This window comes from Trichocoleus sp. FACHB-46, assembly GCF_014695385.1.
Taxonomy (GTDB): Bacteria; Cyanobacteriota; Cyanobacteriia; order FACHB-46; family FACHB-46; genus Trichocoleus.
This window is the reverse complement of sequence record NZ_JACJOD010000031.1, coordinates 146,963-167,239: the sequence shown is the minus strand read 5'-3', so window position 1 is coordinate 167,239 and position 20,277 is coordinate 146,963. Positions and strand designations below refer to the sequence as shown.

20 protein-coding genes are annotated in these 20,277 nt (G+C 49.0%); 10 read left to right on the top strand and 10 right to left on the bottom strand.

Going from position 1 to position 20,277, the window contains the following annotated elements; translation table 11 throughout:
- Positions 1 to 195 precede the first annotated feature (195 nt).
- Both H6F72_RS18820 and H6F72_RS18815 read left to right on the top strand, forming a co-directional pair.
- The gene (locus H6F72_RS18820; RefSeq protein ID WP_190439076.1) at positions 196 to 1,404 is read left to right on the top strand and encodes an AAA family ATPase; all 1,209 of its coding nucleotides are present in this window, start codon (positions 196 to 198) and stop codon (positions 1,402 to 1,404) included.
- Complete coding sequence (locus H6F72_RS18815; RefSeq protein ID WP_190439073.1) at positions 1,404 to 1,949, top strand: RNA 2'-phosphotransferase; 546 nt, start codon at positions 1,404 to 1,406, stop codon at positions 1,947 to 1,949. The genes H6F72_RS18820 and H6F72_RS18815 overlap by 1 nt, the downstream gene beginning before the upstream one ends.
- Before the next feature lie 84 nt (positions 1,950 to 2,033).
- On the opposite strand, the gene H6F72_RS18810 is transcribed toward H6F72_RS18815, so the two are convergent.
- Positions 2,034 to 2,678, bottom strand: coding sequence for a GIY-YIG nuclease family protein (locus H6F72_RS18810; RefSeq protein ID WP_190439072.1), 645 nt, complete (start codon positions 2,676 to 2,678; stop codon positions 2,034 to 2,036).
- 224 nt (positions 2,679 to 2,902) lie between these two features.
- Between H6F72_RS18810 and H6F72_RS18805 the strand changes: the two genes are divergently transcribed.
- Entirely contained in the window at positions 2,903 to 3,610 is a 708-nt protein-coding gene (locus tag H6F72_RS18805; RefSeq protein ID WP_199299176.1) for a hypothetical protein, read from the top strand.
- Positions 3,611 to 4,204: 594 nt separating this feature from the next.
- Positions 4,205 to 4,801: a TIGR02281 family clan AA aspartic protease gene (locus H6F72_RS18800; RefSeq protein WP_190439071.1), complete on the top strand. Its 597-nt coding sequence runs from the start codon at positions 4,205 to 4,207 to the stop codon at positions 4,799 to 4,801.
- Between the two features lie 4 nt (positions 4,802 to 4,805).
- Here H6F72_RS18800 and H6F72_RS18795 read toward each other — a convergent pair whose 3' ends face one another.
- Entirely contained in the window at positions 4,806 to 6,206 is a 1,401-nt protein-coding gene (locus H6F72_RS18795) for a sorbosone dehydrogenase family protein (RefSeq protein ID WP_190439070.1), read from the bottom strand.
- 467 nt (positions 6,207 to 6,673) lie between these two features.
- Here H6F72_RS18795 and H6F72_RS18790 point away from each other — a divergent pair, with 467 nt between their 5' ends.
- Positions 6,674 to 6,895 carry a Calvin cycle protein CP12 gene (locus tag H6F72_RS18790; RefSeq protein WP_190439069.1) on the top strand — a complete coding sequence of 74 codons (222 nt, stop codon included), beginning with the start codon at positions 6,674 to 6,676 and terminating at the stop codon, positions 6,893 to 6,895.
- A gap of 115 nt (positions 6,896 to 7,010) precedes the next feature.
- Here H6F72_RS18790 and H6F72_RS18785 read toward each other — a convergent pair whose 3' ends face one another.
- Complete coding sequence (locus H6F72_RS18785) at positions 7,011 to 7,250, bottom strand: hypothetical protein (protein WP_190439060.1); 240 nt, start codon at positions 7,248 to 7,250, stop codon at positions 7,011 to 7,013.
- A 387-nt stretch (positions 7,251 to 7,637) separates the two neighbouring features.
- Between H6F72_RS18785 and H6F72_RS18780 the strand changes: the two genes are divergently transcribed.
- Positions 7,638 to 7,877, top strand: coding sequence for a hypothetical protein (locus H6F72_RS18780; RefSeq protein ID WP_190439058.1), 240 nt, complete (start codon positions 7,638 to 7,640; stop codon positions 7,875 to 7,877).
- Between the two features lie 36 nt (positions 7,878 to 7,913).
- Here H6F72_RS18780 and H6F72_RS18775 read toward each other — a convergent pair whose 3' ends face one another.
- Together H6F72_RS18775 and H6F72_RS18770 are read right to left on the bottom strand one after the other, a co-directional pair.
- Positions 7,914 to 8,321, bottom strand: coding sequence for a hypothetical protein (locus H6F72_RS18775; RefSeq protein ID WP_190439056.1), 408 nt, complete (start codon positions 8,319 to 8,321; stop codon positions 7,914 to 7,916).
- Between the two features lie 452 nt (positions 8,322 to 8,773).
- Positions 8,774 to 9,880, bottom strand: a complete 1,107-nt coding sequence (locus tag H6F72_RS18770; RefSeq protein WP_190439053.1) for an ABC transporter ATP-binding protein — start codon at positions 9,878 to 9,880, stop codon at positions 8,774 to 8,776.
- 218 nt (positions 9,881 to 10,098) lie between these two features.
- On the opposite strand from H6F72_RS18770, the gene H6F72_RS18765 reads away from it, so the two are divergent.
- The 3 genes from H6F72_RS18765 (at position 10,099) to H6F72_RS18755 (ending at position 13,542) form a co-directional block, all read left to right on the top strand.
- Complete coding sequence (locus tag H6F72_RS18765; protein WP_190439052.1) at positions 10,099 to 10,884, top strand: DUF3386 domain-containing protein; 786 nt, start codon at positions 10,099 to 10,101, stop codon at positions 10,882 to 10,884.
- Between the two features lie 292 nt (positions 10,885 to 11,176).
- Positions 11,177 to 12,967 carry a translational GTPase TypA gene (typA, locus tag H6F72_RS18760; RefSeq protein WP_190439047.1) on the top strand — a complete coding sequence of 597 codons (1,791 nt, stop codon included), beginning with the start codon at positions 11,177 to 11,179 and terminating at the stop codon, positions 12,965 to 12,967.
- Positions 12,968 to 13,248: 281 nt separating this feature from the next.
- Positions 13,249 to 13,542 carry a DUF6679 family protein gene (locus H6F72_RS18755; RefSeq protein ID WP_190439045.1) on the top strand — a complete coding sequence of 98 codons (294 nt, stop codon included), beginning with the start codon at positions 13,249 to 13,251 and terminating at the stop codon, positions 13,540 to 13,542.
- Positions 13,543 to 13,781: 239 nt separating this feature from the next.
- Here H6F72_RS18755 and H6F72_RS18750 read toward each other — a convergent pair whose 3' ends face one another.
- The 4 genes from H6F72_RS18750 to H6F72_RS18735 all read right to left on the bottom strand — a co-directional run bounded on the left by H6F72_RS18750 (position 13,782) and on the right by H6F72_RS18735 (position 16,634).
- On the bottom strand, positions 13,782 to 14,762 hold the full coding sequence (locus H6F72_RS18750; protein ID WP_190439041.1) for a hypothetical protein: 981 nt from the start codon (positions 14,760 to 14,762) through the stop codon (positions 13,782 to 13,784).
- Positions 14,759 to 15,229 carry a hypothetical protein gene (locus H6F72_RS18745; protein ID WP_190439849.1) on the bottom strand — a complete coding sequence of 157 codons (471 nt, stop codon included), beginning with the start codon at positions 15,227 to 15,229 and terminating at the stop codon, positions 14,759 to 14,761. Before H6F72_RS18745 ends, H6F72_RS18750 begins: the two co-directional genes overlap by 4 nt.
- Positions 15,201 to 15,596 carry a hypothetical protein gene (locus H6F72_RS18740; RefSeq protein WP_190439038.1) on the bottom strand — a complete coding sequence of 132 codons (396 nt, stop codon included), beginning with the start codon at positions 15,594 to 15,596 and terminating at the stop codon, positions 15,201 to 15,203. The genes H6F72_RS18745 and H6F72_RS18740 overlap by 29 nt, the downstream gene beginning before the upstream one ends.
- 81 nt (positions 15,597 to 15,677) lie before the next feature.
- On the bottom strand, positions 15,678 to 16,634 hold the full coding sequence (locus H6F72_RS18735; RefSeq protein WP_190439035.1) for a hypothetical protein: 957 nt from the start codon (positions 16,632 to 16,634) through the stop codon (positions 15,678 to 15,680).
- 349 nt (positions 16,635 to 16,983) lie between these two features.
- Between H6F72_RS18735 and H6F72_RS18730 the strand changes: the two genes are divergently transcribed.
- Positions 16,984 to 19,260 (top strand): PAS domain S-box protein, encoded by a 2,277-nt coding sequence (locus tag H6F72_RS18730; protein WP_190439032.1) that lies wholly within the window; start codon positions 16,984 to 16,986, stop codon positions 19,258 to 19,260.
- On the opposite strand, the gene H6F72_RS18725 is transcribed toward H6F72_RS18730, so the two are convergent.
- Entirely contained in the window at positions 19,257 to 20,165 is a 909-nt protein-coding gene (locus H6F72_RS18725) for a MoxR family ATPase (protein WP_190439029.1), read from the bottom strand. The genes H6F72_RS18730 and H6F72_RS18725 overlap by 4 nt on opposite strands.
- Between the last annotated feature and the right edge of the window lie 112 nt (positions 20,166 to 20,277).

Below are 20,277 nucleotides of genomic sequence, written 5' to 3'. Positions count from 1 at the left end.
CCCGCCAACTGGGCAAGTTGGATTTGCGATCTAGAAAGTCGCTCTATTGGTGGCGTGGGGGCCATGCCAACGGGTTCGAATCCCGTCTTATAACTAATGCCCAGCATGGTTACAAGCGTACCGGGCATTGTGAATGTTACTACCGCGTGCTGGTCTGTTGACTGTGGTGAGGGAGGGATTGGGGAAATTAAATATATGGCAACTGGATACTTTGATCATCAAGACGGACAAACTACATCTACTAATCTCCAAAGTCAGGGCTTGTTGGGGGCAGGCTGGCGACCGCTCAACCGAGAGCTAGACTGGCAATTTCTGTGGCATTTGGCAATGCACGATTCAGCGGAGCTATCCAAAAAAACTGTGGATGTTGCTAGTGCGATCGCCGATACTTTAGGCCGCACTAACTATAGCGGGTGGGCGAATTTGCTAAGTGTTTTTTCCTCCGGTACACGCTATGAGTTAGATGAGTTTTGGAGCTATATCACGCCTGAGCCTCCCAGCCCTGATTACCGCCATGTGCCATCACTGACGGTAGAAACCCCGGTGCTTCAGCAGGTCAGCCGCACCAATATCCCGATTGATTATGTTTTAAATCGGCTTCAGGAACTCACGATCCTTAAAGTATTGGAGTTATTAGGAAAACCTGTTCTAATTACGCAATACTACTTCGATCGCTACTTCTACCTTCCAATTGAGAAGTTCATTAGTTGGGAGCGGGTCGATACGATTGATACAGTCAATGCCTACTGGCCACAACAAGATATTTGGTTACAGATTCAAAACATTGGTCCAGGGAGACGACGACTAACACTACTGGCGAGAGAACTGAACTCCCTAATCAGCAAAGCCACCTACAACCTAGCTGTGATGCTGAGTGGCTATCAAAGCCGAGTTGGGCAAATTCAGAGCCAATACGCTATTCGTTCTTTTTCAGCAGATGTGCAGGAATTTAGCGATCGCGTTCAGCAAGCAGTTTTCGACCAAAACCAATTGGCAGTTCTGGTACATGGAGAGCCAGGAACAGGCAAAACGGCTTGGACTCAAGCGATCGCTAAAGAAGTGTTGATGCCATTAGGATATGTCATCTTTATTCTTGATCATGATGCTGTGGAGAATTTCGTTCCACCCACTTATCTAGAGCACATCTGTCTGATCATCAATGAAGCGGATAACCTGGCCCAGAACCGCGCGAATGTGGCAGCTCAAAGTAGCAGCAAAACCGAACATATCCTAAGCTTGCTGGATGGCACGTTGCATCAAAGTGTATTGGAGGAAGGCAGGATTCAAGCTCAACAAAGATTTGTGGTTTTGATGACCTGCAACACAATGGAACGTTTAGATCCTGCCCTATTGCGGAAGGGACGAGTAGATTTGATTCATGAGTTTATGCACAAATTTGTCTAATGAACAGCGATCGCCTAGTTAAAGTCAGCAAATACCTCAGCAAGCATCTCCGCCACCAACCAGAACGCCTGGGCTTAACTCTTGGTGCAGGTGGCTGGGTTGCGGTTGAGGAATTGCTTGCAGCCTGCGCTCAACATCAGTTTCCCCTCAGCCGTGAAGAACTGGGGGAAGTAGTGGCGACGAGTGATAAAAAGCGTTTCTCCCTCAATGTCACAGGTACGCTGATCCGAGCCAACCAAGGTCATAGTGTAGAAGTTGATCTGCAACTAGAGCCACAGGTGCCGCCGGATGTTTTGTATCACGGTACAGGCGATCGCGCAGTAGCAATGATTTTGCAATCGGGTCTAAACAAGATGTCACGGCATCATGTTCACCTTTCCAAAGATGTGGAAACAGCCCGAAAAGTGGGTGCTAGGCATGGTCGTCCAGTTGTGTTTGCGATCGATGCTGTGGCAATGCACCAAGCAGGATATCTCTTTTTCTGTGCAGAAAATGGCGTTTGGCTGGTGGAGCACGTCCCGTCAGAATATTTAACGATTTTGTAGCCAGTGCCGTTAAAGGACCGATCGCGCCTTTCGGAGCTTATTCCCAAGTCTGTTTAGTTCATCCAAGGGCGAGCAGAGCAAACATTAGGACTCAACTACACCACTCCAATCATCATTCTCAACCGCTGCTTTGAGTTTCCGACGACGCTCAGCTTCGGACTCATCCGGTGCCTCCTGTGCATCTAATTCATGGCTGAGAGTGTTATCGGCCATAGCCTTGCGTAACTTGAGCTTTTTCTCTTCGTAGGCTTGGCGCTCTGCGGCCGACATACTGGCTTGCGCCACTTCGCCAATTGTTTTCGCCCAAGTTCCCTCTCCCATTTGATTCCCAGACGGAACCTGATCCAGTGCGGTAAGCCACTCATCTCGCAACGCTTCCATTGCCTGCCGCGTCGGAAACTTAAAGGTCTGAACTCGGATAAAAGCACAGGCTTCCACCCCATGCTGGGCAATGTGCCCTTCCAGCGACTGCTGGACATCGCGGGAGTAGCCGATGTACTGGGTTTGGTGGTCAGCATCTAAAACAGCGTAGACCCCCGCCACCTTAACCCTGTGAGTGTGCGATCGCCAATTTTCTGCTGGAACCACTTCAGCCCCTTCAGGCACCAATGGGAGGGAGGAGGTAGTTGAGCCATGTTCATCTTCAGAACTGTACAGAAAACCATGCAGTCCCTGATGAGCGGCTGGAACGTTCTGATCTTCAAGAGGGATGTTTTTTTCGGATTCCACAGGATAGTCTCGGTTGAGTTAATTAAATAAAGCTTGATGAGAACGATCTTACTTCTATTCAGACTAGGACTCAGATGATTGGCAACCAGGTCTCCCAGAGTGGCGAGACTACTCACTTGAGGAATTGCCTGAGTGAAATTTTACTAAGTGGGCGAGAAAGCGGGCGATCGCGTTGAAGGTATAGAGAACCCAGCTTCTGAGAATATACCTTTGAGGTTCGCTTCATGTTCCGACTCGATCACCGTATAGCTCTGGTAACGCTCTCATTCACACTTGGTCTAACAGCCATCATCCAGGGTGCTCATGCTTGCATGCCTCCTGAAGCCCCTTCCCAAGCCGTCACTCCGTCACCTCGCACCGTGGCTAGCTCACCCAACATCTTGAAGGATACGTTGGTGGTGCCTGGAGAGCGGATTGGTCCCGTGACCCGCACCACCACCTATCAAGATTTAGTTAAATTATTTGGGAAGTCCCGGCTGAGCGATCGCACAGTCTACGGGCCAGAAGGTATAGGGATGTGGTCTGGAACTCGCGTAAACCTAGGTCTAGCACAATCCTTCACCGTCGTTTGGCAAGATACCAAACGAGCCAAGCCTCTGCATGTCCGAGAACTCGGTTCTGCCTGGAAAACAGCAGAAGGAATTGGCATGGGCACTCCTCTCACCCATTTGCAGAAACAACTTGGCAAGTTCCAAATCTCAGGTCTGGACTGGGATTATGGTGGGGCTGTGATGTTCCACAACACGCGGTTGTCTCGTTATGTAGGCAAACTGACGTTGGTGATGCAGGCCGATCCTCAAGCCAGCGATAAATATCCGAATGACTACAGTGCCGTAGCAGGCGATCGCCTGCTCTCTTCTACTGATCCTCATTGGAAACCTTTAGGGATACGCGTTGGTTCCATGATTGTGCGGCTAAATTCTGAGCTCTAAAGAGATGGAACAGCGATCGCTGTTGTTATTTGTTGTTATTTGCCATTCATTACTTGTAAGGCGGTGGCTTCCTTTGTTACCGCTAAAGATAGCAATACTTCGCACTAATATGAAGAAATCTTATGATTTGACTCGGTAAGTTGTGAAAGCAATTGATTTCTTTAGTTGGTTATGTTAAACAACATAGGAAGACTGTAGGTCAGCGTGTGTTCTAATTCGGTAAGTTCCTGTTTATACCCGCCCTTTAAAGGGGTGCTGTGCTACCAGCTACCAAAGTAAACTAGCTAGATAAATAGGCATATAGATGCAACTCGAAAAGGTTGAGCGGGAATACTAGGCTCATCATCACAGGAGCCTTATGGCTCAGAGGCTCGGCGTTTTAGTCGGGCTTTTTTTATGTTTAACAAACGAAAAATATCACTGATGCGATCGCGAAGCAGAACTTGTCAAACGGTGGGCTACATGACTTTCTAGTAGCTTTACGGTAAGGTATGTTCTTTAATAACCCAGCGCCCAGCCTGCAATTTTTTAATGAGTGTGAGTAAAAATGCACTGGAATGGGGATTCTAAAAAAGAACTTCTAAGGCTGAGGCAATGCTGAGATTCTTCTGTCTAACTGCTGTGTTGGCTGCTGCTCTGTCGCCGTTGTTACCTCGCTTCTCAACTGCGGCGATCGCCCAGGAGTTAGATGGTTGTTACATGCTTAACCCTGCTGGCAGATCGATCGATCTGTCCAAGCTTTGTGGAACCACTCCTGGCAACACTCACTCTCCTAATGGCACTCTAGCCACCTTTACGAGAACCAATACTTTACTTGAGGGGCAAGTTTTCCAAGCCAAAATTCTGCGGCGTGAGGCTGGCACTCCTATCATTGGAGTTACCTTCAATGGCAACCAAACTTTTGAAATGATTGTGGATACAGGCGCTAGCGGGACAGTCGTCACCCAGCGCATGGCTGCGATGTTGCGCTTGGTTCCAGTTGCTAAATTAAAGTTTGATACTGCGAGTGCCAAAGGGATTGAACTGCCCCTGGGGAAGATTCATATGATGGAAGTCAATGGGGCCAAAGCTCAAGGGTTGTTGGTGGCGATCGCAGGCCCTCAGCTAGAAACGGGTCTACTGGGTCATGACTTTTTCGGCAAGTACGACATCACCATCAAACGAGACGTGGTTGAGTTCCGCGTGCGTTAGAGTTTTACGAGTCTTGGTATTGAATACGGTAGATCCGACCATTGGCTTCTTCGGTGACTAGCAAGCTGCCGTCGGGTAACACCAAGAGGCCGACCGGACGACCCCAAGTTGTCGGGCCACTTGGATCTAAGAGAAAACCTGTCAAAAAGTCTTCGTAATAGCCTGCGGCACGACCCTGAGCATTGAAGGGAACGAATACGACCTTGTAGCCTGTGCCTTGATTGCGATTCCAAGAACCCCGGAAGGCAACAAAAGCACCATTACGATACTTTTCGGGGAAGGTCTTGCCGTCATAAAACTGAAGCCCTAAAGCAGCAGAGTGAGCTTGAAACAGCACATCAGGGGTCCGGGTTTGAGCGGCTAACTCTGGGCGATCGCTCTGGCCATTGCGAGCATGACGAGGGTCAAGCAAGTTGGGGGCAAGGTAGCTGTAAGGCCAGCCGTAAAATTCGCCTGCTTGCACTTGGGTTAGGTAGTCGGGCACCAAATCATCTCCTAGCCCATCTCGCTCATTCACCGTGGCGTGCAGCGCCCCTGTAACAGGTTGAAAATCAAGTCCTACAGGATTACGCAATCCATAAGCAAAGGTTTGCTGGTTCGAGCCATCCAGGTTCATGACTTGAACTGAGGCGCGAGGAAGTGGTTCGGTATCAGCGTTGCTTTCAGAACCGACAGAGACATACAGCTTTTGTTGGTCGGGTGAGACGACGACATTCCGAGTCCAATGCTGGTTGTAGCCCTCTCCTGGCAGTTGCGCGATCGCTTGCCCCCGCCCTGTAAGTTTCTCTTGACCTGATTGGTAAGGAAAGCGCAGAACGGCATTGGTATTGCCTAAGAAAAATGAGTCCTGAGTAAAAGCCATGCCGAGGGGCAGAAACAAGCCATTGCTTGGCCCAGCAAACGTTTTTTTAACATCAGCGACGCCATCTTTGTTGCTATCGCGCAGTAGGCGAATGCGATTTTGCCGTGTCTCAGTCACCAGTACGTCGCCATTAGGAGCCAGGGCTAGCCACCGGGGTCTATCGAGTTCTTCGGCATACACATTTACCGTGAAGCCAGCCGGAACTCGTAACAAAGGATTGCTGGGAATATCCACCACGTTTGGGCTTTTGGAGGCGCTATTCGTGGCATAGGGCTGTGGCAAATCTGCCGCTGTTAAGCGGATGGGGGTTGGTGTAAGCGTTTCTGTAGGAACTAAGTTCTGGGGTGATGCAGCCTGCGCTGTTAACTGTTTTGTGGAGCCTGACGCTTGAGCCGTTGGAGCCTGCTCTGTAGGTAGTGAGCTAGGTTGCGATCGCTCTGGCAGCGTCGTACCCACCTGGCTACAACCCGTGGCGGTGGTCAGTAGTAGCGCCAACGATAACCAATGAGCGGGGCGTGGGGGTACAAACGGAGGCACAGGCATAGTAGAACTCTAAATCTAGCGAGATCAGGACTAACAGCAAGTTGTAGAGATGCAGCGTTGGGGGTGAACGCTTTCCACTTATCTGCTTACTTCCTCAGGCTAACAATCAATGCGAAAGATTGCAGTCTAGAAATTGCAGAAACTAAAGCATCTACTCCATGGGGCATCAGCATCCATGTCAGTGAATGGTGACTTACTTCCTGAGGCAGAAATGAAAGCAGGGTGATGGAAAGCGATCGCGGGTTAGCATTATAGTTATGTTAAGAGATGGCAAGAGTGACTTGTTCTCAAGCAGAGAGTCCTAAATCTTAAAAAATAAGACTCAATCTGATTGTCTGGTCCCAGCCTCTTGTATCACTGTAAATAGCTGATTAAATAGCCTGACAGGATACTTAATCTCAGAAGCTAACCAGCTGACGAGTTCCTAACCCTAGCTCAAAGACAACTAAGACGAAACCGAAAAATCCATGAGCGATATTCAAAAGCAAATCGAACAAGAACGGGAACAAGCGCGTGCCGTTTGTGACACCAGCGGTAGCACTTCCGGCGAATGTGCTGCTGCTTGGGATGCGGTTGAAGAACTCCAAGCTGAAGCATCCCATCAACGTCAATCAAAACAAAAGAACTCGTTGGAACAGTTTTGCGACGATAATCCAGACGCTGCTGAGTGCCGAGTCTACGACAACTAAACGTCTTGGGCACTCTTCGTTCATTCCATAATCAAGACTGTCATAATCAAAACCGTCTAGAAACTCAAACCCCTTTCTTAGGAGTTTGAGTTTTTTTAATGGCAGTTTTCTCTACTTATCCATCCGACTTGGCTGTCAAAGTACAGTCGATCATTCTCCAAGTAGAGCGAAATTGGCGGAACAACTCCTGACTGGCAGGGGTGAGATCTCCATCAGGGCCAATGGTACCTCCTGGGATCACTCGGCCTCCATCCGTTTGGAAGTTTAGTCTTAGGTCTCCATTTTCATCTTTGTCCAGCATCAGACGCCCCTGCGCGATGACTTGGCCTGCTCGGCTTGAAATAGAACAACGCATTATTAACTACTTCCAAGGAATCTTTTGGCTGCTTCAACTGAGCTAGGCATCAAGTTCAGCAAACTGAGGCTTATCTTCTCATAATTCTTAGCTTTATCAACCGATTAAGTGAAAAGAAATAGCTGTTCTACCACATTTATAGCTTTGATCTCTGGCAAGCACATATGCAAAGAATTCTGAGAACTATGTGTAGAGATATCACAATTAAAGCTTCTTATTAATAAACATTGCAGCACCTTGACTGACTTGCTAGATTATGCACAAGAAAGCTAGTTCAGCAGTTAAGTTGAACATGTAGCAGCTTTTTGCTTTGTTAGGCGGCTATGACTGAAAGCGACTGCAAAGCTGCGTCCATAAGTTCTCTAGATTGTAATAGCTAGGAGTAATATGACTGGACAGATGTGCTGGCTCTCGATTGGCGGAGACGATGGTGAAAAAGTGCTGCACTTGCGCATGCAGCCGTCCCAGCCTTGGCGACCTTACAAATCTTTCCCTCAGTATGCGATGTCTGATTACAAGGTTCCAGGTGGGTCCAAGGGTTGGGCTACTTACCAGCAGTTGATGAAATCAGGCTGGACGTTAGTCGCTACATCTGCTGCTCAGCCGCAACTGCTAGCTTACAAATAACCCAGTTTTAACGGGTTATACCCCAGATAAAGGTTGCTAGGGCTGGACTCCAGGCTCTAAAAAATTATAGAGAATCTCGTCTGGCTCGTCGTACATATCATCGTCGTCATCGTCTTCGGACATGCTTACCGGAGACGATGCTGGGTGAATCACATTGGGTTTGGGAGCCGAGTCATGAGCCTGGTTCGTGGCGATCGCTTGCTTCAAGGCTTCAAGTTGCTCGCTCAGGTAGGTCACTCTAGCTTCTAAAGTGGCAATTCGCTCTATAGAACCATTTGTTGCTGCTTGCTGAGTTGGTAATTGGGTCAGGTGAAAATGGGTTGCTAAAATTTCCTCTGCGGCGGCAGCAAGCGATCGCTTTCCTCGACTCGCTTTGTAAGTTTTAAGCTGCTGTCGTAGTTCTAGGGACAGTTTAATTGAAACGCGGTGCTTATCTTTTGCCATTGCTGCTTAAATTATTGGCTAGTACTGCGATCGTAGCGTTAGGTGAGAGCACAAATTCAGCGCGGCTACCTCTTTTGGCTACAACGAGATCAGCAATTGCCACAGGGTTCATCACTTAGGGAGAAGCAAAGTTAAAGTAATTTCGCTTTCCTTTAAAGAAGAATGAGTCTTTAGGAGTTGTGTGGTGGTAACCGATCACGAGCACGTGCGTGCTGAGAAAAGTAGAATTAGACGCAAGGATTTGATTTCTAGCCTCACCATCGGTATTCTGCTCGGAATTATTGGTGGCCTTCCAATCGGTTGGTTTGCGCACCGAGTTTACTTCCAGCAGAGAACGGCACAGGTGTTGCTTTGTCGCCAAAATCATATTGGGCAACCAGAAGTTGAATTGAAATCACTCTGCGGCTCAGTTTATTAATGGTCTAGTTATTTAACTGGTTGAGTTAACTGGTTTAGCTGGTTGGATAGAGGCGATCGCCTGTAGCAGGATCAAAAATAAATAGTTGAGCGAAGTCGATTTGGAGGCTCAAGCGATCGCCCGGACGAACCCGAATCTCCGGGCTCACTTGCAGGTTAATCGCTTGAGCCGCTGAGCTGGTAGGCTGGGTTGGCAAAACTGCTCGGATCAAAATTTCTCGTCCGAGCGGTTCTACAACGCTCACTTCAACGTTGAAGTCTTGATCCTCTGATGCAGACACCAGTTGTAAATGCTCTGGACGGATGCCTAGCTCAACCGACTGCCCTGGAGACAACGGCAGATGAGCTGTAATGGCGGAAGGACAAGTAAATGATTGGTCTGCAAGGTGAAAAGCACCATCCTCGAAGGTTGCAGACAGGATGTTCATGGGTGGATTGCCTAGAAACGTCGCCACCATTCGATTAGTCGGACGAGCATAAATCGCTTGGGGAGCACCAATCTGCTGAATGCGGCCTTGCTTTAGCACCACAATTTGATCGGCCAACGTCATGGCTTCTACTTGGTCGTGGGTGACATAGATGGTGGTAATGCCCAAACATTGATGAAGTTGCTTTAGTTCAGCCCGTGTGTCATCTCGCAACTGAGCATCCAAGTTAGAAAGCGGTTCATCGAGTAAAAAAACTTGCGGCTTACGAGCGATCGCGCGTCCCAATGCCACCCGTTGCTGTTGACCGCCAGAGAGTTGCTTAGGTTTGCGATCGAGCAAGTGGGCAATATCCAGCGATCGCGCTACAGATTCGACTCGTTCTTGAATGGTTTGGGAGTCGGCTTTACGCATCTTCAGCCCAAAAGCCAGATTTTCCGCCACGCTCATGTGTGGGTATAGTGCATAGTTCTGAAACACCATTGCCACGTCGCGCTGACGAGCAGGCACTTGATTGGCCAAGCGATCGCCAATGTAGAGATTGCCTGAAGTCGCTGACTCTAGCCCTGCGATCGTGCGTAGAATCGTAGACTTGCCACAACCCGACGGCCCCACCATCACCCAAAACTCACCATCAGGCACCTCAAAGGTGATGTCTGCGATCGCCACCGCCTCTTTAAATTGTCGAGTAATTCTCTCTAAGCGCACCTTTGCCATTGTCTGCCCAACTTTCCTCTTCGACTTGCCGCATTGCGATCGCACTTTAGCTCAAAATCACTTTTCAAAATCTACTTTGTTGAATCATTAGTTGAATCATTAGAAGTCTCGCTGAAACCCATCCCCTCCACGTGTTTCTTCTGGATGATGCTTTTTAGTCACAGAGTTGTTTCCTTGTAAGTACTTCAGACCGTTCTTTAACACTTAAAAACTGATTCATGATGATGCGAAAATTAAAGCGCTTCCTCTTGGGCTGGAGCGTTAGTTTACTCTTGGCGATCGCTAGCTTTTCCTGGTTAGCCCCTGTTCAAGCTGGTCCAATGCCCATTGACGATCAAGGCCAGCCCAAAACTCAACTTTCAGCTCGCGATATTTTTCGGGACGCTTATGAACAGCGCTATACCTGGAACGAAAAATTCCCAGGATATCAAGCGGAAGTTTCTTTGAAATATGACGGGCAGTTGTATCACGGGTTAGCGCAGGTCAGTCCAGACTTCCAAGTTACCGTGAAAAATATGGATGACCCAGATGTGAGTCAGTTGGTTAAAAATCAATTGCAAATGGAGATCATTCATCGTAGGCAGATTGCTTTTGGCGATCGCCATGACCAGGATACTTATGCTCTCGCCGGAACGGACAAAGACGGAGCGTTTGAAATTCAAGAAACGGGTGATAACGGCGAGTCTCGATACAAAGTCCGTGACAAAAAAATTGTCCAGGTGAATCGCACCCTTGGCAGCATGGCAGTGACGGTCGATAGCTTGGAGTTCATTACACCTGCCGGAGGCTACCTCACCGAGCACTTCCAAACCACTTTCCGCGATCCTAAAGGGAAAGAAGTGTTGCTGACCCAAGATGTCACCGATTCCCACGAGAAGATCGGCAATTATTATCTACTGACCAATCGCACGATTCGTAGTTCTGATCCCAAACAACCAGAGCAACTAAACGAGGCGGACACTCTGATTCGGTTCAACAACATTCAGCCTTTGCGCCGAGCGTAGCAGTCTCTTATAATAGAAGTAGAGCGAAACTCAAGATTTTCAGGGGTGATCCTAAGCGTTGCGAGCTGCGATCGCCCCTTGTCCAAGCATTTCGATGCTAACCTCTTATAAAGGTGGGCGGCTTTCTCACCACGTCCTCACCTCAATAAAACTTTCATGCCTCAGTCGGGTAAGCTAGAATTATTACATCTTCTTTACAGGAAGATTTAAGCTTCTTGCGGGAAAAATTAATACAAGAAGCCTTGAATTTCTAGAATCCTAGCTCTTTATTCCTTAACGCTGGAACTCCTCTATGTCTCTCCCCATCCGCAATGTCGCCATCATTGCCCACGTTGACCACGGCAAAACTACCCTTGTCGATGCACTGCTCAAACAAGCTGGCACATTCCGTGAAGGAGAAGACGTTCCGGATTGCGTCATGGACTCCAACGACTTGGAGCGAGAGCGTGGTATTACCATTTTGTCGAAGAACACTGCGGTTCGCTACAAAGAAACTCTGATCAATATTGTTGACACCCCAGGTCACGCCGACTTTGGCGGTGAAGTTGAGCGAGTCCTGGGCATGGTGGATGGCTGTCTGCTGATTGTAGATGCCAACGAAGGCCCCATGCCCCAAACCCGCTTCGTGCTGAAGAAAGCCCTGGAAAAAGGCTTGCGCCCCATCGTACTAGTCAACAAAATCGACCGTCCACGGGCTGACCCCCATGCCGCAGTTGATAAAGTATTGGATCTGTTCCTAGAACTCGGTGCAGATGACGATCAGTGTGACTTCCCTTACCTGTTTGCTTCAGGTTTGGAAGGTTACGCCAAAGAAACCCTCGAAGAAGAAGGCGTAGACATGCAGCCTCTCTTCAATGCCTTCTTGCGTCATGTGCCACCTCCGGTTGGCGATGCTAGCAAGTCTCTGCAGTTGCAAGTCACCACGCTGGACTACTCTGAGTACGTGGGACGAATTGTGATTGGTAAGATTCACAACGGTACGATTCGCGTTGGGCAGCAAGCTGCACTGGTAACAGAGACGGGTGAGATCGTTAAGGCCAAAATCAGCAAGTTGATGGGCTTTGAAGGTCTGAAGCGGATTGATATTGAAGAAGCAACCGCAGGTAACCTCGTAGCAGTTGCGGGCTTTGCCAATGCCAACATCGGTGAAACCATTACCTGTCCCAACGAACCTCAAGCACTGCCGCTGATCAAGGTAGACGAACCTACCTTACAGATGACCTTCTCGGTAAACGATTCACCGTTTGCAGGTCAAGAAGGTAACTTCGTCACCTCTCGTCAGGTGCGCGATCGCCTGATGCGGGAACTAGAAACCAATGTAGCTCTCCGGGTTGAAGAAACTGACTCGCCCGACCGCTTCCTGGTTTCAGGTCGGGGTGAACTACACCTCGGCATCTTGATCGAAACCATGCGCCGGGAAGGCTATGAGTTCCAAGTATCTCAGCCACAGGTAATTTACCGCGAAGTCAGCGGTCAACCCTGCGAGCCGTTTGAGAACTTGGTGCTTGACGTGCCTGAAGAAGCCGTCGGTAGCTGTATTGAGCGTTTGGGCCAGCGCCGAGCTGAAATGCAAAATATGATGGTTAGCCCCAACGGTCGCACCCAGCTAGAATTTGTAGTGCCCGCTCGTGGTTTGGTAGGCTTCCGGGGTGAGTTCATGCGGCTGACTCGTGGCGAAGGCATCATGAACCACAGCTTCCTCGATTATCGTCCTTTGGGTGGCGATATTGAAGCCCGCCGCAACGGAGTACTAATTGCGTTTGAAGAAGGAACGGCTACCTTCTACGCCATGAAGAACGCAGAAGATCGGGGTTCATTCTTCATCACGCCGGGTACCAAGGTGTACAAGGGCATGATTGTGGGTGAGCACAACCGCCAGCAAGACCTAGATCTCAATATCTGTAAAAGCAAGCAGCTTACCAACCACCGAGCTTCGGGCGGTGAAGAATTGGTGCAGTTGCAAGCGCCGATCGATATGAGCCTAGAGCGGGCATTGGAATATATTGGTCCCGACGAATTGGTGGAAGTCACCCCCAAATCCATTCGGCTCCGTAAAGTCACTAAGAAGCTAGCTAAGCGCTAATTTCCAGGCGATCGCTAAACCAACCAAAATCCTTGAAAGGCGTGCAGCTGACTGCACGCCTTTTTTCTATGCAATAGTCAGAGAAAATATGATCAGGTAAGCTGCCTCCATGAATTTATATAAATAGGTAGATGCTAATTTGCTAGATTACGTATTTTCTCGGTAACTTTAGGAACTAAGTTAGTGAATTCTATAGTCACGGTCAGAAATAGTTTTAACTGTCAGTCACCTAGAACGACGCTGAATAGCACCCCAGTTCATTACCAAGGAAAAGCCAATCTATGAGAGACAAGCTTCGAGAGCTTATTGGGCAGCCCAATGTTTGGCTCTGTCTCGGCGGTACGAATACTTGGATCAAAAACGTCCAAATTCTTGACGTCACGAACAAGACGGTTACGTTCCGTTACGAGGACGAAACCGAAAGAGAAAAGCGCCTCTGGGAAAAAACGACCCGGATTAAAAATATCACTGAAGTAGAAGTCAAACTGGTGGCATATCCCAAAGATACCCAAAGAGTGGCTCACATCAGAGGGAAGCTCTCCAATCTTCTACAGCAAGAGCTAGAGCAAGAGTAAAAGAGCATTGTCCTTCAGTTTCTCCATCGCTGAATTTATGCCGTGAAAAGTTCACGCTTGCGCTAGGGCTTGCCTGTCTCAATTCCACCTCAGAGTATATTTCTGACTGAGCGATCGCGCTGACTTACAGATTTTCGATCTCTGTACAAACTCTCTAGAAAGCTATTAAAAAAGTCGAGGTAGGATCAATCCCCTCGACTTTTTGCATTGTTTGGAAGCTGCGGAAGGAGCTACAAACGTTACGGGTTCAAGTCTTGAAAAATAATTTGGGTTGCGACTTCTTCTGGAGTCGGAGGTGGTGCGGCGGCTACGGTTTTGGCTGGCTTGGGCGGTGTAGCGGCTGTTTCGGCTCTCTGGAATTGTTGTTGATGCAGGGCGATCGCTTTGGCAATGGCTTGCTGCCGTCGTTCTTGATCGCTAGAAATGCTGTAGACGTTGTTGCCTAGGCCAGGAGCATTCCACTGACCTGTATTTGGGTTCAGGAACGATCGCGTCCTAGCCCACAATACGGCTTCCGAACCGCGTAGGCCCATTTTGTGAGCAGCTTCTAGCCAGTCAATATACCCGCCGCGATCGAGAGCTGCTAAGGGAGCTTGATTGGCTAAATCGATCGCGTTTAGTTCCTCTTCTAGCGTTAACTGCATACCTTTAGCTGCCGCTTGCTGTCGGACCATCTTTGTTTGTTTGGCTAATCGCTTGAGCTGCTTTTCATCAGCTTCTTCGGGAGAACGAGCACCATGCTGGTAAGAAAAAGAGCCGAGATTCCAAACACCATTACCTGGATCGACGTGTCCGTAATAAGCACTGGTGCGATCGCCTGCGGGAGTTCGGGTACCTTCGGCACTACCCACTGCTTTGGCGACTAAGGAATTGGCTCCCCCGGTAAACAAGCTAGCTGCATCTACAGGAGCTGATTGCGCCGCAGTGACAATGCTCGAAGCAGCTGCGGGAGGTTCTGCTTTAGGTGCTGGTTGGCTAGTCTGTGCCTGAGTCGTGGTTGTGGTGGGTGCCAAAGCAAAACTTAACTCGCTGGAGTCTGCAACTTCTGGTGGAGGGGCGATCGCGATTGCAGGTTGCTCGGCGTGGTGCAGGACTGCGGGGGAGGATAACTGATTGGCGGAAAGGCTAAAGTCTAGGTTGGTATCATCTGCTTGTGCAGCCTGAGCTGTCCCCAGCGTAACCACAAGCAAGCTGGCCGCAACCAAAGGGTGTTGTTTCATGGTTGTTTAAGCGTTCGTTCTAGAATGTTGCGAGAAGGTTCTACGAAGGCCCAAGTCCCATTGGGTTGTTTGCGTAGAGCGGCAAATTGTAAATAATCTCCGTTGCCTAGAGGTTGGCCTTGCCGTACCTCTCCGAGTCGAGGCTGCTTTAGTCCACATAGGCGAAATAGATAGGCAGGTACTTCATCGCTGGAAAACAACACACAGCTGCCTTGGTAAGGTTGAGTCAATCCGGTAAAGGGAGCGAACACGGTTTTGCCGCTCAGCGCGATCGAAATATCGCCCAGCCCTCCTGTGACCGAGTAGCCTGCGATCGCGCTGCCTGGTTGGAGTTCCCAGGTTTGGGCCAACTGGATTTTTTTAGGGGTTAACTCTGTCGTTTGCTGCCGTGAGCATCCGAGGCGCAAGAGAACCAAAATGGCGATCGCCACAGCAAACCTAACGAAAACTAAACCGATACCCCGCATACTCATTGCCCTCGTACAAAATCACTAACCAAGTTTGCGGGTCAAACTCTAAGGGATAAGCTTCCCGCTCGGCATTCACACCCGCACGCACTTCTAGCTTGGGCAGCTTGCAGTAGGGAGCTTTAAGAATACCTTGCACTTTGCTTTTCGAGTCACGCTCTGGAACGGTGAGGAGTTTGGCTAATTGCTCTCTAGAGAGGGCCGCCCTGGATTGCACAATTTCTTGACAAACTTCACCATGATTTTTGGCTTTAACGGCTCCGTGCAAATCTAGTAACAAACTAAGAACTGCAACCACAAATCCACCGAAGAGCAAGGGCTTGAACAGGGATTTCAAATCTGGCCTCTGAAAAGGACTGCGTTTCATCTCTTCTCCGGCACTGGTAACGGGTTGACTCTAGAACGTCGATTGCTTCTCACCACGCCACCTGCCCTGTTATTTCAGGCATTAAAGTCGGCCTCCTAGCAGCAAACCAATGACAACCAACAACAACCGATAGCCCCAAACAGAGCTAACCGCTGACTTGAAAACAGCTTGATGAGTGGTTAGCATGGCTGCCCCTGCCACTAGCAGCACTACGGGAAACCAAAGAACGGGGTATGTACGGATGAGCATTTGCAGTCCCACTCTCACGGCTGCGGCGATCGCTACCCACACCGCCGCGTCACTGAGTAGAGCAGGCATACCGGTGGGTAACTTAACGGCAGCACTGAGCCAACGACGCACTTGGCGCAGCCAACGATAGCGCTGAATCGCCTTTAACTGTTTGTGGCGCATCTGAGATCTACTCGCTGTGGTAGCTGGTTCTACACAACGAGGACGGAGGCGATCGCTCGGTTTCCGCCGATGCCTCAGCCGTCGCAATAGCTGAGCGGTTGAAGCAGCATTTTGCTGAGATTGGGTTAGGCTGGCTTCTGGCGAATTGACTAAAGCAATATCCTGAGAAACCGCTGCGATCGCCTGTTCAGGCTGCGTTTCACTCAGAGTGACTGCGTGGCTCGGCTTCTGGTCCGTGGTTTCAGGAGGCTCTAGGTAGGTTTTCTGAGTCATGGTTTTAAGCTGGGCCATCGCCGCTCTTAGCTCAGCAGATAACTGCTCAACTAGAACTGCTTGCGCCTCAATTTGCCTAGCTACATCCGCTGATAAGGCTGGATCTGCACCCGAAACTTTGGACTTAACGCGCGAACTATGCAGCGGATTGGATGAGGTTACAGTTGAGGGAGACATTTCGGCCAGAGGCGGCACAGATTCAACCATCTGACTTTGGGATTTTTCGATCGCAGTAGCTCGGCTCACTGCATGAGCTAGCTGAATCATCCGACTCGCTGGGAGCGATGGAGATTGCTTCAGTTGGCTGCGTCCGGTCCAGGTTCTAGTTTTTCGAATGGGAGCAGGCTCTTTCATGGCACTAGGGGGTAGCTGACTGCACATTATTAGGATAAACGCTTTAATAGTACTTTTGTACTATTAAATGCCAAGAATATACTATAAAACCTGGGGCAATGTCAGCCGTATTTCAGCCTGCGATCGCTGTTTTTATGAACTTTGGCGAGTAAAACCTATGGTTTTCAACCCTAAAACGGTTCTGAGTGCTGCTAAATACAGTACTGATGGTGACATTAGGCGCAAAATTAAGAGCATTCTCAACCCTGTGTGGAAAAACTATGCTTGATCAGTCGCAGATCCGCTTCTAGAACGGGAACCTTAGCTATAGCTTTCCTAACGTTGCTCCTGAGATTAAGTCACCAGCGCTATGTATGCTCAAGCCATCAAAATTCTGCTCGTAGAAGACAGTCTGACTGACGCGACCTTCTTACAAAAGATTTTGCAAATTGAAACCAGTGTTGCTGCTTGGGAAGTGGTACATGTAACGCAACTGAGCGATACGCTCACCTATTTACGCGAAGACGAATGTGACGTTGTACTCCTAGATCTTTTCCTGCCCGACGAGCAAGGCTTGGCTACTCTACAACAAGTTCATGCCACTGCTCCCAATACCCCAATTGTGGTTTTGACAGGACTTGATGATGAAGCGATCGCGATTGAGACTCTGCGGCAAGGCGCTCAAGACTATCTGGTTAAGGGGCAAATCGAAGTTAATTTGTTGGTACGAGCAATTCGCTACGCCATTGAGCGCAGTCAAACTCTAAAGATTATGCAGCGGCAGTCAGCAGCCATTGAAGCCGCGAGTGATGGGGTGGCAATTCTCAATCAAGATGAGCAATTCATCTACCTCAATCAAGCCTATGCCGAGATCTATGGCTACGACAGCCCAGCGGAATTACTCGGCCAGACTTGGAGACTTGTCTACGATGACGATGACTTGAAAGGGATGGCTCGCCGCGCCGCTTTAGATTTACAAGCTAAAGGGTCTTGGCGAGGCGAGGTAATTGCTAAAAAGCAAGATGGTGAGAAGTTCTATCAAGAGTTGTCACTAACCGCGATCGACAAGGATGGTTTCATTTGCATCGTCCGGGATGTCACCGAACGCAAGCGCGTGGAGGAAGCCCTACAATTTACGCAATTTACCGTGAACCATGCGGCGGAAGCCGTAATTTGGACTGGACCGGATGCTGGTTTCGTGTACGTCAATGAAGCAGCGTGCCAAATGCTGGGCTACTCCCAGAGCGAACTGTTAGTAATGACAATGTTTGATATTGTCCCTGATGCCTCGCCTGAGAGTTGGCAAGAAGATTGGTCCCAGCTCAAGCAACAAGGCTCCTACACACTAGAGGCGTGGAACCGCCGTAAAGACGGGCATCTATTTCCAGTTGAAGTGACTCGGAACTACCTAGAATTTCGGGGCCGGGAGTATAACTGTGCCTTCATGCGCGACATTACCCAGCGCAAACAATTTGAACAAGCTTTGCGGGAGAGTGAACAGCGATTTCGGTTGCTAGCCGAAAACTCAACCGATATGATTTCGCAGCACACCCCTGACGGTACGTTTCTTTATGTTTCGCCTGCCTGCCGTATGCTGCTAGGGTATGAACCTGAAGAATTATTAGGCAAATCTGCCTACGATTATCATCATCCGGATGATGTTGATGCCGTACGCGTCGTCCATACCAATATTCTAGAGCTGCCAGAAACTTACTCAGTGTCTTATCGCTTTCGGCATCAGCAAGGACATTACCTCTGGCTAGAATCTACCGCCAAAACCATTCGATCTTCAGAAACTCAAACCATTCAAGAAATCCAAATTTCTTCTCGTGATATTACCGAACGTAAGCGGGCAGAAGTTGATATTTATAACGCTCTAGCCAAGGAAAAAGAGCTGAGCCAGCTCAAGTCTAGTTTTGTCTCTATGGTTTCGCATGAATTCCGCAATCCACTTAGCGCGATCGTCCTATCGAGCGAATTACTAGAACGCTATACCCAAAAAGCGAGTGAAGAGCAGAAAACGAAATATTTCAAGCGAATTCATGCGGCTACAAAACGGATGACTGAGTTGCTGGACGAGGTTTTAATCATTGGTCGAGCCGAAGCGGGCCAACTGAAGTGCCAGCCGATGCCATTGTTATTAGAAGAATTCTGTCAAGAATTGGTAGATGAACTGCGCCTCAGTATCGGTCAACAGTACCAGCTCGTGTTCACTAGTACAGGCCAAGGTCATGCAACCGAGGCTTGTATGGATGAAAATTTGCTGCGGCATATCTTGGGGAATTTAATTTCTAATGCTGCTAAATACTCTCCTACGAACAGCACGATTCACTTGAACTTGATTTACGAGAATGACCTTGTAGTTTTTCAGATCCAAGATCAAGGGATTGGGATTCCGGAAGAAGACCAACAGCGACTATTTGACTCGTTTTATCGAGCCACTAATGTAGGAACAATTCCAGGAACAGGACTAGGGCTGGCGATCGTGAAGAAATGTGTAGATGCTCATCACGGTCAAGTTGAGGTCACCAGTCACTTAGATGCAGGAACCAAGTTTACTGTCACGTTGCCGCTACATAGCTCAGCGCCTGCCTGCAAAATTCCTTTGGATATCCCAGAGTTTGATCAGGCCCCAGATTTAGCCTAAGGAATGGAAATAGAGTAGAGTAAGCGATCGACGATCGCCCGTCCTCGTTGACCCCTAGCAGGAATGATGCGATGTGACAGGACGTAGGGGGCCAAAAACTTAACATCGTCAGGAATCACATAATCACGGTCATCTAGAAAGGCTAGAGCTTGTGCGGCCCGTTGCAGGGCGACAGTTCCCCGTGGACTTACCCCCAAAGTAATTTCCTCATCTTCGCGGGTCGCTCGTACCAAGTTCAAAATGTATTGCTGCAAAGAAGGCTCTACTTTGACCGCAGAACATAACCGTCGTAACTCCTGAATATCTTCTAGCGATAAACAAGGTTGCAATTCGTTGACGCTAACTCCAGATTGCAAGCGTTGTAGCATCTGCAATTCTTCTTGTTCACTCGGATAACCCAGGGTCAGGGAGAGGGCAAAGCGGTCCATCTGGGCTTCGGGGAGTGGAAATGTACCTTGGTACTCAACTGGGTTTTGGGTAGCAATGACAAAAAACGGGCTAGGAACAGGCCGAGAAGTCCCATCTACTGTCACCTGCCGTTCTTCCATGACTTCTAGTAGCGCTGACTGAGTACGTGGCGTGGCCCGGTTAATTTCGTCAGTGAGTAGCACGTTCGCAAAGACAGGTCCTGGCAGAAACTCAAATTCACCAGAGCGGGGATTCCAAATATTAGTGCCTGTGACATCGCTGGGCAACAAATCCGGGGTGCATTGCAAGCGCTGAAATTTGCCGTCAATGGAGCGAGCTAAAGACTTAGCCAGCAGGGTTTTACCCACTCCCGGAACATCCTCTAGCAAGGCATGACCTCCAGAAATGAGCGCGACTAAAACTAATCGGATGGCTTCGGCTTTCCCAACAATCGTCTGACTGAGATTTTGAGTTAGCCGTTCGATACGCTCTCGCATGACTGGTTGTTGCTCCCTAAGGATGACCCTTGATTGATCATGTCAGGATTTTCCCTAAGTGAGGATGGGAAGTTTACTGGATTTACTGCCTCAATGCTCACTCAGGGCTGAT